This is a genomic window from Pantoea vagans, assembly GCF_001506165.1.
GTDB lineage: Bacteria > Pseudomonadota > Gammaproteobacteria > Enterobacterales > Enterobacteriaceae > Pantoea > Pantoea vagans_C.
In genome coordinates, this window is record NZ_CP011427.1 from 3,112,167 (window position 1) to 3,129,027 (window position 16,861).

Genomic DNA, 16,861 nt, shown 5'->3' on the forward strand with positions numbered 1-16,861 from the left:
CATAAAACTTTCATCGCTAAACGGTAAAACGTCCCGTGTTTTACAAACCCTTTCAAGGGTACAACAAATTTTACTCATTGGGATTGATAGCAAATGAAGAAGAGCACACTGGCATTAGTCGTTTCTGCGTTGGCACTGACCTCCGCTGCACACGCCGCAGAAGTTTATAACAAAGACGGTAACAAACTGGACTTCTACGGCCGCGTTAAAGCTGAGCACTACTTCAGCGATGCGGATTCCAACAACGGTGACAAATCTTACGTTCGTATCGGCTTCAAAGGTCAGACTCAGATCAACGATCTGATGACCGGCTACGGCCAGTGGGAATATCAGTACAACGTCAACAACTCTGAAGGTTCTGACGCGAACGCAGGCAACAAAACCCGTCTGGGCTTTGCGGGTCTGAAATTCGGTCAGTACGGTTCATTCGACTATGGTCGTAACTACGGCGTGCTGTACGACGTAGAAGCATGGACTGACGTATTCCCAGAGTTTGGTGGTGACGGTACTGCGCGTTCTGATAACTTCATGACGCAGCGTACTACCGGTGTGGCGACTTACCGCAACAGCAACTTCTTTGGTCTGGTTGATGGCCTGCGCTTCGCGCTGCAATACCAGGGCAAAAACGATGACAAAACCGCTAACGCCCGTGGTACTGCCACTGACGGTACTCGCCAGAACGGCGACGGTTACGGCGCATCTCTGGGTTACACCATCGGTGATACCGGTGTGAGCCTGATGACGGCAATTACCTCTTCTAACACCACTCTGGCGCAGAAAAACCGCGTTTATGGCGGCGGTGATAAAGCGGATTCATGGGGTGCAGGTCTGAAGTATGACGCCAACAGCGTTTACCTGGCCGCTATCTACACTGAAACCCGCAACATGACCCCGTTCAGCGGAACCTATCAGGGTGCTTCAATTTCTGGTGCAGCTAACAAAGCACAGAACATTGAATTGGTTGCACAGTATCAGTTCGACTTCGGCCTGCGTCCGTCTATCGGCTACGTGCAGACCAAAGGCAAAGATATGGAAAACGGTATCGGCGACGCGGATCTGGTTAAATACATCGACGTTGGCGCGACTTACTACTTCAACAAAAACATGTCTACCTTCGTTGATTACAAAATCAACCAGCTGGACGACAACAACAAACTGGGTCTGAACAACGACGACATCGTTGCTGTTGGTCTGACTTACCAGTTCTAAGTTGTTAGCGTTACCCTCAATGTGTCCATAAAAAAAGAGCCGGCTCATCACCGGCTCTTTCTTCGTTTGTGTTTCGGGCGGCCTTCAGGTCCTGCAAAATCAGGCACTCAACTTAACGGGCTCTTCTTTAAATCCTGCCGCGGGTTTGAGATCCAGTTTTTGATCTTTTAACACAGCTTTCAGGCGCTCGTGGAAGTTACGCAGCGTGCTTTCCACTTTCTCGTTGTTCTCTTTGCCCTTAATCGCCGCCACACTCCAGTCTCCGTCTTTATCAAACAGACCAAAGTGATATTCGTACGTGAAGTGATCCTCTTGCGCTTCCAGATTCATCCACCAGCCCCAGAATTCCCGACTTTCTGGTGCAGGCTTCACGTTGACACAGGCTGCCAGACAATCAAAAAAGAAGCGGGTCTCTTCACATTTTCCTTCACGGATATACGGCCCCAATTCGGTGAAGCGCTTAAGCAGGCGACTACGGGGGTGACCACTCGGTAACGTCATGCTAATTCTCCCTCAAATAACCGTAAATTGGCTCTCGTTGCCCTCATTTCGCGCGCAACGCAAACTTTCCCGGATATAAGTTGTAGCAGAGAACGCGTTTTTTGCCAGTCAGACACCCAATTGTTTTGCCAGCCAGTCACAAATTTGATTTAGCGCCTTCTCGAAACTGGAGAACACCGGCTTGGTCGGGATCGCCAACACCTTGCCCTGCGCGGAGGAGTTAGCAATCAACTGAGCCTCTTCCTCAGGGCTAAACAGATCATCCGGCCAGTAGGCGGCCAGCATCGGCGTCGGCGTGCGACGCCCTAGCAGCCCCTGCACTTTCAGCGAATAGCGATTGAGCTCAATGCGCAAATTGCTGTCAGAAGCGGAGGACATACCCAGACGACTGGCCAGCATATCCATATACATATCCGGCAACTGCTGTTGACGTTGTGTATCGACAAACACGTTGTGCACCATGGCGCCGAGCGTTGCCACTGCGCGCAGACGCGGTACTTCCAGATAGGCGAGTCGTGTGGCCACATTGGCACCAAAACGATAACCAAACAGCGCGACACGGGTGTGATCGATCCACGGGACGTTGCTTAGCTCTCGCAGCACATGTTGATGGACTTGGCTGGTGTCCTGATTCAGCGTCCATTTACTGCTGAACCCAACCGAAGGCATATCCAGTGTCAGCATGGCAATGCCGCGCGGGGCGAGGTAGTCATGGAACAGGCGATAATGGTCGCTTTGCAGTGAATCCAGGCCACCACACAGCAGCACGGTAGGATACGGCGCTTCGGCCTGAGCCGGCATATGCAGGAACCCCGTCACCGGACTGCCGCCAGCAATCTGAAAGGTGAGCGCTTTAAGCTCGCCTGGCAAACGTTTTGTGGCTTCTTCGTAGGCTCTGTTCGCCAGCACCTGCGCCTGGTCTGCCAGTTCATCGCCCTTTATATAAGGATAAGCGGCGATGCTGTAGAGGTTTGAGGCGTGAAGCCACTGCTGGCCTGCTTCGTCATGATTTTCATTCTGCATGGCAAGCTGCTGCCACAGGGCGGCCTGCTTCGACCATTCGTAATTCCAGTTGCCGCTGCGATAGCCAATCACCGTGTCCAACTGTGTATCATCCGTGTGTTCAAGATCGCAGATGGCAATACGAGCCAGCACTTCACTGATCTCTTGTGGAGTCAGGCCACGCCACGTCCACAACAGTTTGTTGAGCATACGATACCAGCAGCGCTGAGTATCGCCTTCAAGGGCACTGTGCACCTGCATCGTGTGATGATGTTGGCGATGCACCAGTGAGGAGGTTTCAGGGTGTTTAAAGCGGGGCTTAAAAAGCTCTTCGCTGAGGTTTTTATCCGACATCTTAGCCATTCTCCCGCGATAGTCGCATCAATGCCTAAGAGTGTACTGCACCCGCAAGATGGGTGCGAGGCGTAGAAAGCACAACGCCCGGCATAACCGGGCGTTGTTTGCGATGCATCAATTAGCTTTTGACGATTGGCGGAATGTACACCACGCCCATGTCCCAAGGCTGCTCGATCCAGGTGTTCTGGGGAATATCGACAATGTAGTCGTCCACCAGTGCACGACCCGCAGGTTTCGCGAAAATGGTACAGAAACGCGCTTTTGGATACATATCGCGGATGGCTTGTGCAGTACCGCCGGTATCGACCAAATCATCGATCACGATGAAGCCTTCACCATCGCCTTCCGCACGCTTCAGCACTTTCATTTCGCGCTGATGATCGTGGTCATAGCTTGAGATGCACACGGTATCGACGTAGCGAATACCCAGTTCACGTGCCAGCAGCGATGCCGGAACCAGACCACCACGGCTCACCGCGATGATACCTTTCCACTGTTCCACAGGAAGCAGGCGCTGGGCCAGTTTACGGGCATGGATCTGCAACATGTCCCAGGTGACGACGTATTTTTCGCTCATAAAAGAAATCCCGACCAACAATGTTGGTTTAAAAATAGGCAAGGGGGAAAAGGTTGCGCGAGATTATAAGGATCTGACGCGTTAAAAACCAGCATCTGTCGCATTGGATGCAGGATTTTAGCGCAGGCAAGTACGCACCCGGTGAAAAACAGTGATATTCTCAGCCACATCACGTCAGATGTGCTGACGGCGATCTTTCACTGGAACCCCGCGTGCGAGCGGTATGTCCGCCACGCTGACACAGGAGACGCGTTGTGTCTGAATTGTCGCAACTTTCCCCCCAACCGCTGTGGGATATTTTCGCTAAAATTTGCTCCATCCCGCATCCTTCTTATCATGAAGAAGCACTGGCTGAACACGTTGTTAGCTGGGCAAAAGAGCAAGGTTTTTGGGTTGAGCGCGATCAGGTCGGCAATATCCTGATTCGTAAACCCGCCACCGCCGGTATGGAAAAGCGTACCCCGGTCGCGCTACAGGCACACCTTGATATGGTGCCGCAGAAGAACAACGACACGGTGCACGACTTCACGAAAGATCCGATTCAACCTTATGTTGATGGCGAGTGGGTGAAAGCGCGTGGCACCACCTTGGGTGCCGACAACGGCATTGGTATGGCTTCAGCGCTGGCGGTACTGGCTGATAGCAGCCTGACGCACGGTCCACTGGAAGTGCTGCTGACCATGACCGAAGAGTCCGGCATGGACGGGGCTTTTGGTCTCCAGCCAAACTGGTTGCAGGCAGATATCCTGATCAACACCGATTCGGAAGAAGAGGGTGAGATCTACATGGGTTGTGCCGGGGGTATCGACTTCATCACCACCCTGCCACTGAGCCGTGAGGCCGTTCCTGCTGGCTTTGAAACCCTGAAATTAACCCTGAAGGGTTTGAAAGGCGGCCATTCCGGCGCAGACATTCATCACGGTCTGGGCAACGCCAACAAACTGTTAGCGCGCTTCTTTGCGGTTCATGCGCAAGAACTGGACGTACGTCTGATTGAATTCACCGGCGGTACGCTGCGCAATGCTATCCCGCGTGAAGCCTTTGCGACCCTGGCAATCGACAGCCACAAAGTGGATGCGCTGAAATCGGCTGCGGCCCATTTCCAGGCCACGCTACTGAATGAACTGGGTATTAAAGAGAAGAACATTGCGCTCGTTACCGAGCCATTGGCGCATCAGGCCCAGGCGCTGACCACTGACAGCCGCGATCGCTTCATTAACCTGCTGAACAGCACTCCGAACGGCGTGATCCGCAACTCTGACGTGGCTAAAGGTGTGGTGGAAACCTCACTGAACGTCGGTGTGGTGACCATGGATCAGGACAACGCCGAAATCATTTGCCTGATTCGTTCACTGATCGATACCGGCAAAGACTGGGTGGTTGAAACCCTGACCTCGTTGGGCCAGTTGGCTGGCGCGAAAACCGCACCGAAAGGCGGCTATCCGGGCTGGCAGCCTGATGCCGATTCGCCAGTGATGGCGCTGACGCGTAAAACCTATGAAGCGCTGTTTGGCAAAACGCCAAACATTCAGGTGATTCACGCCGGTCTGGAGTGTGGTCTGTTCAAGAAGCCTTATCCAAACATGGATATGGTATCGATTGGGCCGACCATCACCGGGCCGCACTCGCCTGATGAGCAAGTGCACATTGAGAGCGTGGGTCTGTACTGGAAACTGCTGACCGCGTTGCTGAATGTAGTGCCAGAAAAGGCGTAAGTTTGCGCTTTCGGGCGGCCTGAAGGCCGCCGCGACGATTCAGAACCAGGCTAAGGCCTGGTTTTTTTATGCTGATAGCCAGGGACTCCCCTACAAATTGCAGCAAACTATCTGTAGCGGCGGCATACAGGCCACCCGGAGATCACAGCACATTCCTCTACAAATCACCTTTACAACCACCCTATTTCACCACCTCTTACCTTATCGCCAGTTTTAGACGCCGTTATGTCCAGATGTCTGGATGGCTAATAAGATTTCGTGCTAGCTTATGCGCTTTCGTTTGTTGCCCCGCGTTATGGCTTCAGAAAAAATGCGACCCACTACCTCTATTAAAGGCCTGACTCAATGAGTGCGATTAACCGCCTGGAGATGCGTAATATCTCCATCGCGTTTGGCGGATTTGCCGCGTTGACCCAGGTCGATTTTCTTACTGAAGGCGGCTCGGTGCATGCGCTAACCGGCGCCAACGGCGCGGGTAAATCCACGCTGATGGCAGTATTGGCAGGTGCGCACAATCATTACACTGGCGAGATATTGCTTGATGACGTGCCGGTTTCAATTCGCTCGCCGCGTGATGCCAAAAAGCTCGGCATTCACCTCGTACAGCAGGAAGTGGATGTGGCACTGGTGCCGCAGCTCAGCGTAGCGGAAAACATCCTGCTCGATCAGTTGGCAGAACCGGGCCACGCTTACAGCTGGCGCGAGATTCGCCGCCAGGCGCGTGCGCTACTTGAACAGCTTGAAGTCAATATTGACGTTAACCGTTTGGTCGAGCGTTGCTCACTGGCGGAGAAGCAGCAAATCTTGCTGGCGCGCGCCCTCTCCCACCACTGCCGCTTCCTTATTCTGGATGAACCTACTGCGCCGCTGGATCAGCATGAGAGCGAGCGCCTGTTTAAAGTGGTGCGCCGCCTGCAAAACAACGGCATTGGCGTGGTGTTTATTTCCCACCGCATCCACGAGCTGAAAGCGATTTGCGATCGTTTAACCGTATTGCGTGATGGCCGACTGATTGAAAGCAGCCCAATGGCAGCGCTCAGCGGTGAACAGATCGTCGAGAAAATGCTGGGGCATCAGCTCACCGATGTTTACCCACCGCGCCGGGAACGCAGCCAGCAACCTGTGCTGCTGTCGGTGGAAGGTTTGCATGACGATCAGCTGCTGGCCGATATCTCACTGCATCTACGCAAAGGAGAAATTCTTGGTATTGCCGGTCTGGCGGGTGCTGGAAAAACCGAACTCTGCAAAGCGCTGTTTGGTGCCAGCAAAAGCCGGGTGGAGAAAGGCGAGCTGCACGGCAAACCGTGGCGACCACGCTCACCACATGACTCCGTGGAAAACCGCATGGCGCTGGTGCCAGAAGAGCGCCGCAAAGAGGGCATCTTTATTGACGAGCCGGTGGCGATGAACCTGAGCGTGACCGCCGATAACAGTTTCTCACGCTGGAGCCTGTTCGGCCATCGCAAGGCATGGCGTTGGGCCGAAGAGGTGATTCAGCGCCTCAACGTGCGCACCACCGGCCCCGCACAGACGCTGCGTCGCCTGTCAGGCGGTAACCAGCAGAAAGTGGCGATCGGCAAATGGTTGCGCAATAACGCTGACGTGCTGATTTTTGATGAGCCAACCAAAGGCGTGGATATCAAGGCCAAAACCGATCTGTTCACCCTGATTGATGGCTTAGCGCGCGAAGGCAAAGGCATCATTTATGCTTCGGGCGAGTTTTCCGAACTGGTTGGGCTATGTGACCGTATTTGTGTGCTCTGGGATGGGCGCATTGTGGCAGAGATGGAGGGCAGTCAGGCCACAGAAGAGACGCTATTGCTTTATTCCACCGGAGGAACCCCTGCGTGAGCAGCAAAGAACTATCCCTGAACCCGCAGCTTTCTCTGCGTCATAAATTATTCGATTTTCTCTACAAGTGGGGCATGTTGCTCACGGTGGTGCTGCTGATCGCCGGCTTTGGCCTTGCGTCAGACAGCTTCCTTGAGCCCACCAACATCATCAACATCCTGCGTTCAATTGCCATCGTCACGGTTATCGCGATTGGCGTCTCGATTTCGTTGACCATTGGCGGCTTCGACTTGTCCGTTGGATCCACGGCGTCACTGGCGAATGCGCTGGTGATTTCCCTGTTTGTCTGGCACGGCTTTGGCACCACGGAAGCGATTATCATCACGCTGCTGTTGTGTACCCTGGTGGGGCTGTTCAACAGCTTCCTGATCGTGATTCTGCGCATTCCCGACATGCTGGCCACACTGGCCACGCTGTTTGTGATTCAAGGCGTGGCGATGACCTACAGCTTTGGTGGCTCGATTACCGAAAATATGGTGATGCCGAGCGGTGACATGGCTGAAGGCACTATCCCAGCGGCATTTGGTTTGCTCGGTCAGGTGCCGACCATCGTGATCATTATGCTGGTGGTGACGCTGGTTGCGCAGTTGGCGCTTTCGCTGACCAAACACGGACGCCGCATGTACGCGCTGGGCGGCAATCCTGAAGCGGCACGCCTGTCAGGGATTCGCACCACACGCTATCGCGTGCTGGCCTATGTGATTTCGTCTTTGCTGGCGGGTGTCGGCGGCATTTTGCTGGCATCGCGTATTGGTTCCTCACAGGTGAATGCAGGAAGCGGCTACCTGATGGATGCCGTTGCCGCGGCATGGATCGGCTTCTCGCTGGCCGGTTCCGGCAAACCTAACGCGCTGGGTACCTTGGTCGGCGCGGTGATCCTTGGCGTGTTGCAGAACGGGCTGGTGATGCTGTCCGTGCCTTACTACGCCATGGACATTATCAAAGGGCTGGTGCTGGCTCTGGCCCTGGCCATTACCTACATTCAGCGCCGCTAAGGCGCATTTACTGAGAAAGAGATCATAATGAAAAAAATCACCCTTTCGCTGCTGGCGCTAAGCCTGCTGAACGCCAGCGTCGCCTTTGCTGACACCGTTGCACCTGTGCCTGCCGTGATCGCCAATCATGAAGGCCCGGTACGCATCGCTATCATCCGTAACCTGGGTTCTGACGATAACACCACGCAGTTTGTGGCCGGAGCCATTCAGCAAGGTCGCCAGTTGGGCTTTAAAGTCAGCACCTTCCTGAGCAACGGTGATGACGCGCGTTTCCAGGATTTTGTTGCCCAGGCGATCAGCCAGAAGTATGACGGCATTATTCTGTCGCACGGTAAAGAGCCCTACTCCACCGCGTTGGTAAAACGCATCGTCGATGCCGGTATTAAACTGTCAGTGTTTGATACTCCGGTTGATACGCCAGTAAACGGCGTCACCGTCACGGCGCAAGATGATGCTTCACTGGCACAGGCGTCTCTGGGTCAGTTGATCAGTGATTTCCATGGCAAAGCCAACATCATCAAACTGTGGGTTGCGGGCTTCCCGCCGCAGGAACGCCGCCAGGTGGTGTATGAGAAACTGCTGAAAGAGAATCCAGGTATTCATCAGCTGGAATCCATTGGCGCTGTTTCTACCGATGTGCAGGGTGATACTGCCAACAAGGTTGGCGCGATTCTGGCGAAATACCCGAAAGGCAAGATAGATGCGATTTGGGCATCCTGGGATGCTTTCAGCCAGGGCGCGTATAAAGCGCTGCAGGAGAATGGTCGTACGGAGATCAAGATTTACAGTATCGATGTCTCTAACCAGGACCTGCAGTTGATGCACGAGAAGAACAGCCCATGGGTGCAGACGGTGGCTGTCGATCCGAAAACCATCGGCGCAGTGAACATGCGTTTGGTCGCGAATAAGATTGCGGGCGAGGCCACACCGACCAGCTACGAATTTAAAGCCTCTTCCATTTCTCAGCAGTTGCTGAGCAGCCAGCAAGGTGCGGTCAACGTGGCATCGTTGAACAAGATCATACCAGGCTGGGGTGAGAACAACGATTTCGTCGCGCCATGGTTTGCCACGCTGGAAGCGAAATACGGTAAGAAATAGCGGCCTTCCCCCCCTCACCCCAGCCCTCTCCCGCAAACGGGAGAGGGTGCAGTCAGAGCGGTCTGGCAAAGTGAATACATTCCTCACCATCTCTTGATCGGTACCCTCTCCCATTTTGGGAGAGGGTTAGGGTGAGGGTGAGGGAAAACATCAGCACGATTACCACCCCAGCACTAACTGCCGTTCCAGCTGGGGATCCACCAGCGTCACATGCAATCCCACCAGCCGTACACCACGCCCTGCGCGCCGCTCATCCCACGCCTGGCGAGCGACGGCGATCATGTCATCCTTGTTTAACACCTGCCAGACGTGCTCTTGCGTGGTCTGCTGGAAATCATTGAACTTAAGCTTCACACCCTGTCGCGCGATCTGCTTATCGGGACGAATGTTGGTTAGCCGACGATCCAACTCCTCATAGAGGAAATCGATAATCGCCAGACACTGCTCCCAGCTGTGAATGTCTTCCATCAACGTCCGTTCGACCCCCAGTGATTTGCGCTCACGCTCCACCACCACATCGCGGTCATCAATGCCGTTGCTGCGTTCCCACAACACACGCCCGAACTTGCCAAAGCGTTTCAGCAGCAGCGCCAGATCGCTGCGCTGTACATCCGCGCAGGTGTGCAATCCCATCTCTTCCAGCTTTTTGGTGGCCACTTTGCCAACGCCGGGAATTTTGCTCAGCGGCAGCGTCAGTAAAAAGTCAGGCATGACCTGCGGCGTAATCACATATTGCCCATTGGGCTTATTCAGATCCGAGGCGATCTTGGCGAGGAATTTAATCGGTGCGATACCCGCCGAGGCGGTTAAGCCGGTTTCACGCAGGATATCAGCACGGATCGCCTGCGCCATGAGCGTAGCTGAACCCTGGCAATGCCCGCTGTCGGTGACATCCAGATAGGCTTCATCCAGTGAGAGCGGTTCAACCAGTGCGGTATAGCGCGAGAAGATATCGCGGATCTGGCGTGACGCCTCTTTATAAGCATCAAAACGCCCAGGCAAGAGCCTGAGATGCGGACACAGCTTCAGCGCCGTTGCGGTTGGCATTGCGCTGCGCACGCCGTATTTACGCGCTGGATAGTTGGCGGTGCTGATCACCCCGCGCTGCACGCGGCTGCCGCCGATGGCGATGGGAATATCACGTAATGAGGGATCGTCGCGCATTTCCACCGCTGCGAAAAAGCAGTCCATATCAACATGAATGATTTTACGCATACGCCCTCCGAATACTGGATAAGTATACAGCAGCGAAAAATATCGGCAATAAATGTTGTGCGACGAATTAAAGTTTACAAAATTCTGGTCGTAATCCCTTTAGGAATGCACCATTTTCACCGACACTGACTTGATTAAACGTCAGACAATGTTAATGTTGCGCTGCGGTAGCGGATATTTCCGATAATGCAATACCAAGACGCTCAGCGTCATCGTCTCTCTTCACTTCAAGGTATACACAGAATGGGCAGAATCGCATTGTTGCTTGCGATGATTCTTATGCCAGTCCTTAGCTGGGCAATTTCGCCAGAGCCAACCCAACCGTCGGCTCCGGTGAGCAAAGAGTTAAAGAAACAGTTACTTGGCACCCCCGTTTTTATTCAGATTTTCAAGGAAGAGCGTACGCTGGAACTGTACGGCAAAATCGGTAATGAATATCGTCTGCTGGACAGCTATCGCATTTGTAATTTCTCTGGCGGTTTAGGGCCTAAACGTCGTCAGGGCGATTTTAAGAGTCCGGAAGGGTTTTATAACGTTAAGCTCAACCAGCTAAAACCGGACAGCCGTTTTTACCGCGCAATTAACACCGGATTCCCGAATCAATATGATCGCGATAAAGGTTATGACGGTAACTATTTGATGATCCATGGTGATTGCGTATCGATTGGCTGCTACGCCATGACCAATGCATCGATGGATGAGATCTTCACTTACGTTAACGCCGCGCTGCGTAACGGTCAGCAGGACGTGCAGATTAATATCTTCCCGTTCCATATGACCGACAGCAACATGCAGCGTCATCGTTACTCGACGTACATCAACTTCTGGCGTGAACTGCAGCCGGGCTATGCGTACTTTGAAAAGTACCATGTGCCGCCGACGGTGAATGTGACCACCACCGGGCAATATGCGGTCAACAGCACGCCGGTGATTTCAACACCGGATGCTGCCTCGAAGTCATTCCTGGCGCTCACCCAGGCAAAATAATGCCCACTCGCCTGGCACTATCCGGTGCCAGGTTTCATTCCCCGTCAGCGGCTGTGTCGCAATTACTGTCACCACATCTTTTGGCGTGGTTTGCTGCAAAAAATCAATCTCTACATCCTGATCGAGCAAGGTGGCTTTGCCAAACGGCGCACGGCGCGTAATCCAATACAGGTTGGTTGAGCAGAACGCCATCAGGTAACGCCCGTCAGACAGCAGCATGTTAAACACGCCCTTCTGCCGCAGTTCGCCTGCCAGCTCAGCAATATAGCGAAACACCGCTGGCCAGTTGCCCGGCGTACGCGGATAGCGCTCAGCCAGTTTATGCAGGATCCAGCAAAATGCCTTCTCGCTGTCCGTTTCACCCACGGGTCGAAAATGGCCGGTTTCCAGTTGGCGATAGCCTTTTAGCTGCCCATTGTGCGCGTAAGTCCAGTTGCGGCCCCACAGCTCACGGGTAAAGGGATGCGTATTTTCCAGCGACACTTCACCACGGTTCGCCTGGCGGATATGTGCCACAACCGAATGCGATTTGATCGGGTATTCCTGCACTAAGCGGGCAATCGGTGAGTTAAAGCTGGGTTGTGGATCTTTGAAGGTGCGGCAGCCTTTCCCTTCATAAAAGGTAATGCCCCAGCCATCTTTGTGCGGCCCGGTTCCACCGCCACGCTGCACCAGACCGGTAAAACTGAAACAGATGTCCGTAGGGACATTGGCGCTCATCCCGAGCAATTCGCACATAGCAACCGCCTTAAGTCAGAACCTCCCACGCGGGTGGGAGGGACACGTCATTACTTAACCATCTCTTTTTCGACCAGCAGCATCAAGATATGAATCACTTTAATGTGAATCTCCTGAATGCGGTCGGCATAGCCAAAGTGCGGTACACGAATTTCGATATCCGCCGTGCCAGCCATTTTGCCGCCATCTTTACCGGTCAGGGTAATCACTTTCATGCCTTTAGCACGTGCCGCTTCCACCGCTTTGATGATGTTTGCGGAGTTACCGGAGGTCGACAGACCGAGCAGTACATCGCCTTCACGGCCCACAGCTTCGATATAGCGTGAAAAGACGTAGTCATAGCCGAAATCATTACTCACGCAGGAGAGATGGCTGACATCAGAGATGGCAATTGCCGGGTAGCCAGGACGATTTTCACGGTAGCGCCCGGTCAGCTCTTCAGCGAAGTGCATCGCATCACAGTGTGAGCCACCGTTGCCGCAGGAGAGCACTTTGCCACCGGCCTTGAAGCTATCAGCCAGCAGCACCGCGGCGCGCTGAATTGCGTGAATGTTCGCTTCATCACTCAGAAACTTGTTGAGCGTATCGGCTGCTTCATTAAGTTCCGAGCGAATAATGTCCTGATACATAGGGATGTCCTTTAGAGGAAAGATTGACCCTGCAAGTTTAACGGAATGGGGCAAAGCCGCAAAGCGCCCGCATCGAGTAAAAACACCTTGTGAGCTAACCGTTTCGCGTGTTCTTGACGGCAAGCGGTGATTTTGTGAGTTCCGTTGTAATTGCGATGTAAACAGATTGCTAAATCTCGTCCGCTGCTCTAAACCTTAATGCATAACAGGTCAGACCTCTTACAACTTACGGAGCAGTTCATTATGTTGCTTGCCTCGATTGTCGCAACGCTGATTTTGATTAGCGCCCTCTTCTACCATCAAGTGTCGCTGCGCATCAGCAGCGTGGTTCTTCTGCTGTGGACGGCAGGACTCGCCGCTGCAGGCCTCTGGACGCCTTGGCTGCTTCTGCCTTTGGCGATTATCCTGCTGCCTTTCAATTTGCCAGCCATGCGCCGCAGCATGTTCTCAAAACCGGCGCTGCACAGCTTCCAGAAAGTGATGCCGCCGATGTCTCGTACGGAAAAAGAGGCCATCGATGCCGGTACCACATGGTGGGAAGGCGACCTGTTCCGCGGCAAACCAGACTGGCAGAAACTGCATAACTATCCTCAACCGCGTTTAACGGAAGAGGAACAAGCCTTTATTGATGGGCCGGTTGAAGAAGCCTGTCGCATGGCCAACGATTACCAGATCACCCACGAGTTGGCTGATTTGCCACCCGAGCTGTGGGCCTATCTGAAACAGCATCGTTTCTTCGCCATGATCATCAAGAAAGAGTATGGCGGCCTCGAATTTTCGGCGTATGCACAAGCGCGCGTCCTGCAAAAGCTGGCGGGCGTATCGGGCATTCTGGCGATTACCGTTGGTGTACCAAATTCACTCGGCCCAGGCGAATTGCTGCAACATTACGGCACTGATGAGCAGAAAGATCACTATCTGCCGCGTTTGGCGCGTGGTGATGAAATTCCTTGCTTCGCGTTAACCAGCCCGGAAGCGGGTTCGGATGCTGGTGCCATTCCCGATACCGGTGTGGTGTGCATGGGTGACTGGCAGGGTCAGCAGGTGCTGGGTATGCGCCTGACCTGGAACAAGCGTTATATCACTCTGGCACCGATTGCGACCGTGCTGGGCTTAGCCTTTAAACTGTCCGATCCCGATCACTTACTGGGCGATGTCGAAGAGTTAGGCATTACCTGTGCATTAATTCCGACTCAAACTCCCGGCGTGGAAATTGGTCAACGCCACTTCCCGCTCAACGTGCCGTTCCAGAATGGTCCAACGCGCGGCAAAGATATTTTCGTACCGATCGATTTCATCATCGGTGGTCCAGCCATGGCCGGTCAGGGCTGGCGCATGCTGGTTGAGTGCTTGTCTGTGGGTCGTGGCATCACCTTGCCATCCAACTCGACCGGCAGCCTGAAAAGCATTGCGTTGGCAACCGGGGCTTATGCGCACATTCGCCGCCAGTTCAAAGTTTCCATCGGCAAGATGGAAGGGATCGAAGAGCCACTGGCGCGCATTGCGGGCAACGCCTACGTGATGGATGCCGCTGCAACCTTGATCACCAGCGGCATTATGCTCGGTGAAAAACCGGCGGTGCTGTCCGCCATCGTGAAGTATCACTGCACCCATCGTGGTCAGCGCGCGATTATTGATGCGATGGATATCGCAGGCGGTAAAGGCATCATGCTCGGTGAGAACAACTTCCTGGCACGTGCTTACCAGGGCGCGCCGATTGCTATCACAGTGGAAGGGGCCAATATCCTGACCCGTAGCATGATCATCTTTGGTCAGGGGGCGATTCGCTGCCATCCTTGGGTGTTGGAAGAGATGAACGCGGCCGCCAAAAATGATCTGGTTGCTTTTGACCGCGCACTCTTCAGCCATATCGGCCATGTCGGTAGTAACAAAGTACGCAGCCTGTGGCTTGGCTTAACCGGCGGCCGCACCAGCGCTGCGCCAACCCGTGATGTGACGCGTCGCTACTACCAGCAACTCAACCGCCTCAGCGCCAACCTCGCGCTGCTGTCAGATGTTTCAATGGCGGTGTTAGGCGGCAGCCTGAAACGCCGTGAGCGTATCTCTGCGCGCTTAGGCGATGTGCTGAGTCAGATGTATCTGGCGTCCGCCACGCTGAAACGCTATGACGACGAAGGCCGCAACGAAGCGGATCTGCCGCTGGTGCATTGGGGCGTCCAGGATGCGCTGCATCAGGCGGAAGTGGCGATGGAGGATCTGCTGCGTAACTTCCCGAATCGCTGGGTCGCGGGCGCACTGCGCATGGTGATCTTCGCCGGAGGTAAACACTGCCCGGCGCCGTCAGACAAGCTGGACCATAAACTGGCGAAACTGCTGCAACTGCCATCCGCTACGCGCACCCGTCTGGGACGCGGTATGTATTTGACGCCAAGCGAGCATAACCCGGCAGGCCAACTGGAGCAGGCGCTGCAGGATGTCATGGCAGCAGAAGTGATTCATGAACGTCTCTGCCAGCAGCAGAAAAAACATCTGTCCTTTACCCGACTGGATGCACTGGCGCAGCGTGCGCTGAAAGAGGGCTGGATTGATGAGAGCGAGGCGAAAGTGTTAACCCGAGCCGAAGCCAGTCGTCTGAAAGCGATTAATGTGGATGATTTTGCACCTGAAGCGTTGGCGGCCCCGAAGCCACAAACATCCGCCAAAACACACGAGAATGAAGCCGCGTAAGCCTAACCGGCGGCCCTCGGGCCGCCCTCAATTTTATCCTGCCTGACGAATCCGCGCGATCAACGCATCAACATCCGCAATATGGTCTGCTGCCAAAATCAAAGTACGACCCAGCGTAATGCAGCTACGAATACATTCCGTGCGCATCGTGTCATCAGCAATCTGTTTGAAATCAGCCACGTGTGACATCCCGACCGTGCGGCGAATCAGCTCCGTGCCGCAATAGCCGATGGTGTCACTCCACACTTTGCGCAGGAAGGCTTCAGCATAGCCCGGATAGGCCAACGCAACGTCAGTGGTGTTCGCCTGTGCCAGTTCCAGGAAGCGGCGAGAGAATTGGCTCCACACTTCATGCACATCACTTAAGCGACGCTCACGCCCTTCCGCGGCTTCACGCGGTGCCAGCAAGCCCGGCAGGCAGCAGTAGTTAATCAGCAGATTGCCGATGGCGCTGCCAACATCAAAACCGATCGGGCCGAAATAGCCAAACTCAGCGTCAATCACCTTCAGGCTGCCGTCTGCCACAAAGATCGATCCGCTGTGCACATCGCCGTGTAATAAGGCTTCGGCATCCGCGAAGAAACGATGCTTCAGACCGGCAACGGCAATTTTCAGCGCATCGTCAGTGCGTAGGCTGACCACCAGCGACTCCAGCGCAGCGGGGTATTTATTGCGTTCGTGATCGATGAAGGGATCGTTGAAGAACAGGTCTTCGGTGATTTCGCACATTTCCGGGTTAATGAAGCGCGCCACCTCGGCTTTTTTCTTGTGCGGATGCAGGAAGAAATCAGACGTATGGAACAGCGTCTGCGCCAGATACTCTCCCAGCTGATGACCGGCTTGAGGATAGTAAGCCCCTTTCACCAGTTCGCCGCGCCAGATGCGATGGCTGGAGAGGTCTTCCATCACCATCACTGCCAGTTCGGCATCGTAATGGGTGACGTTGACGGTGTGCGCTGGGCAGTGTTTATAGTGCTCAACCAGCGTCTGCGCCTCCAGACGCGCGCGATCCAGCGTTAGCGGCCAGGACTCACCAACGCAGCGTACGTAGGGCAATGCCTGCTTAACCACCACACGGCTCTGACCTTGATTATCAAAAATTTTAAAGACCAGGTTGAGATTGCCATCGCCGATCTCCTCTGCGCTGACCAGCGCTGACGGATCGTCCACACCGCCAAATTTTTTAGCATATTCCACCGCATCAGCAGCGGTGAAGGTACGGTATTGCGACATTGCCTGTTCCTCGACATTCGATAGTAATAAGCCGTTTGGACGTCTATACATCCGTCACGCATGTTG

The 16,861-nt window shown here is 54.2% G+C and carries 14 protein-coding genes; 7 read left to right on the plus strand and 7 right to left on the minus strand.

Going from position 1 to position 16,861, the window contains the following annotated elements:
* The first annotated feature begins 93 nt into the window (after positions 1-93).
* Positions 94-1,209 (plus strand): porin OmpC, encoded by a 1,116-nt coding sequence (gene ompC / locus LK04_RS14570; protein WP_039333149.1) that lies wholly within the window; start codon positions 94-96, stop codon positions 1,207-1,209.
* A gap of 99 nt (positions 1,210-1,308) precedes the next feature.
* On the opposite strand, the gene crl is transcribed toward ompC, so the two are convergent.
* The 3 genes from crl to gpt form a co-directional block, all read right to left on the minus strand.
* Positions 1,309-1,710: a sigma factor-binding protein Crl gene (crl, locus tag LK04_RS14575; protein WP_039333151.1), complete on the minus strand. Its 402-nt coding sequence runs from the start codon at positions 1,708-1,710 to the stop codon at positions 1,309-1,311.
* Positions 1,711-1,818: 108 nt separating this feature from the next.
* A complete protein-coding gene (gene frsA, locus LK04_RS14580; protein WP_039333153.1) occupies positions 1,819-3,066 on the minus strand; it encodes an esterase FrsA in 1,248 nt (415 codons plus the stop codon).
* A gap of 121 nt (positions 3,067-3,187) precedes the next feature.
* Positions 3,188-3,646 (minus strand): xanthine phosphoribosyltransferase, encoded by a 459-nt coding sequence (gpt, locus tag LK04_RS14585; protein WP_007887137.1) that lies wholly within the window; start codon positions 3,644-3,646, stop codon positions 3,188-3,190.
* A gap of 254 nt (positions 3,647-3,900) precedes the next feature.
* Here gpt and pepD point away from each other — a divergent pair, with 254 nt between their 5' ends.
* The 4 genes from pepD to LK04_RS14605 all read left to right on the plus strand — a co-directional run bounded on the left by pepD (position 3,901) and on the right by LK04_RS14605 (position 9,305).
* Positions 3,901-5,361, plus strand: coding sequence for a beta-Ala-His dipeptidase (gene pepD, locus LK04_RS14590; protein WP_039333156.1), 1,461 nt, complete (start codon positions 3,901-3,903; stop codon positions 5,359-5,361).
* A gap of 345 nt (positions 5,362-5,706) precedes the next feature.
* Positions 5,707-7,212: a sugar ABC transporter ATP-binding protein gene (locus tag LK04_RS14595; protein WP_039333158.1), complete on the plus strand. Its 1,506-nt coding sequence runs from the start codon at positions 5,707-5,709 to the stop codon at positions 7,210-7,212.
* Positions 7,209-8,207 (plus strand): ABC transporter permease, encoded by a 999-nt coding sequence (locus LK04_RS14600; protein WP_039333160.1) that lies wholly within the window; start codon positions 7,209-7,211, stop codon positions 8,205-8,207. The genes LK04_RS14595 and LK04_RS14600 overlap by 4 nt, the downstream gene beginning before the upstream one ends.
* 27 nt (positions 8,208-8,234) lie before the next feature.
* Positions 8,235-9,305: a sugar ABC transporter substrate-binding protein gene (locus LK04_RS14605; protein ID WP_039333162.1), complete on the plus strand. Its 1,071-nt coding sequence runs from the start codon at positions 8,235-8,237 to the stop codon at positions 9,303-9,305.
* A 159-nt stretch (positions 9,306-9,464) separates the two neighbouring features.
* Here the strand turns inward: LK04_RS14605 and dinB are convergent, their stop codons facing one another.
* Entirely contained in the window at positions 9,465-10,520 is a 1,056-nt protein-coding gene (gene dinB, locus LK04_RS14610) for a DNA polymerase IV (RefSeq protein WP_039333164.1), read from the minus strand.
* Between the two features lie 243 nt (positions 10,521-10,763).
* Between dinB and dpaA the strand changes: the two genes are divergently transcribed.
* Positions 10,764-11,507: a peptidoglycan meso-diaminopimelic acid protein amidase gene (dpaA, locus tag LK04_RS14615; protein WP_039333166.1), complete on the plus strand. Its 744-nt coding sequence runs from the start codon at positions 10,764-10,766 to the stop codon at positions 11,505-11,507.
* On the opposite strand, the gene LK04_RS14620 is transcribed toward dpaA, so the two are convergent.
* Both LK04_RS14620 and lpcA read right to left on the minus strand, forming a co-directional pair.
* The gene (locus LK04_RS14620) at positions 11,478-12,245 is read right to left on the minus strand and encodes a class II glutamine amidotransferase (protein ID WP_039333168.1); all 768 of its coding nucleotides are present in this window, start codon (positions 12,243-12,245) and stop codon (positions 11,478-11,480) included. The genes dpaA and LK04_RS14620 overlap by 30 nt on opposite strands.
* A gap of 50 nt (positions 12,246-12,295) precedes the next feature.
* The gene (gene lpcA, locus LK04_RS14625) at positions 12,296-12,874 is read right to left on the minus strand and encodes a D-sedoheptulose 7-phosphate isomerase (RefSeq protein WP_039333170.1); all 579 of its coding nucleotides are present in this window, start codon (positions 12,872-12,874) and stop codon (positions 12,296-12,298) included.
* Positions 12,875-13,117: 243 nt separating this feature from the next.
* Between lpcA and fadE the strand changes: the two genes are divergently transcribed.
* Complete coding sequence (gene fadE / locus LK04_RS14630; RefSeq protein WP_039333171.1) at positions 13,118-15,562, plus strand: acyl-CoA dehydrogenase FadE; 2,445 nt, start codon at positions 13,118-13,120, stop codon at positions 15,560-15,562.
* Positions 15,563-15,595: 33 nt separating this feature from the next.
* On the opposite strand, the gene mtnK is transcribed toward fadE, so the two are convergent.
* Complete coding sequence (gene mtnK, locus LK04_RS14635; RefSeq protein ID WP_039333173.1) at positions 15,596-16,795, minus strand: S-methyl-5-thioribose kinase; 1,200 nt, start codon at positions 16,793-16,795, stop codon at positions 15,596-15,598.
* Between the last annotated feature and the right edge of the window lie 66 nt (positions 16,796-16,861).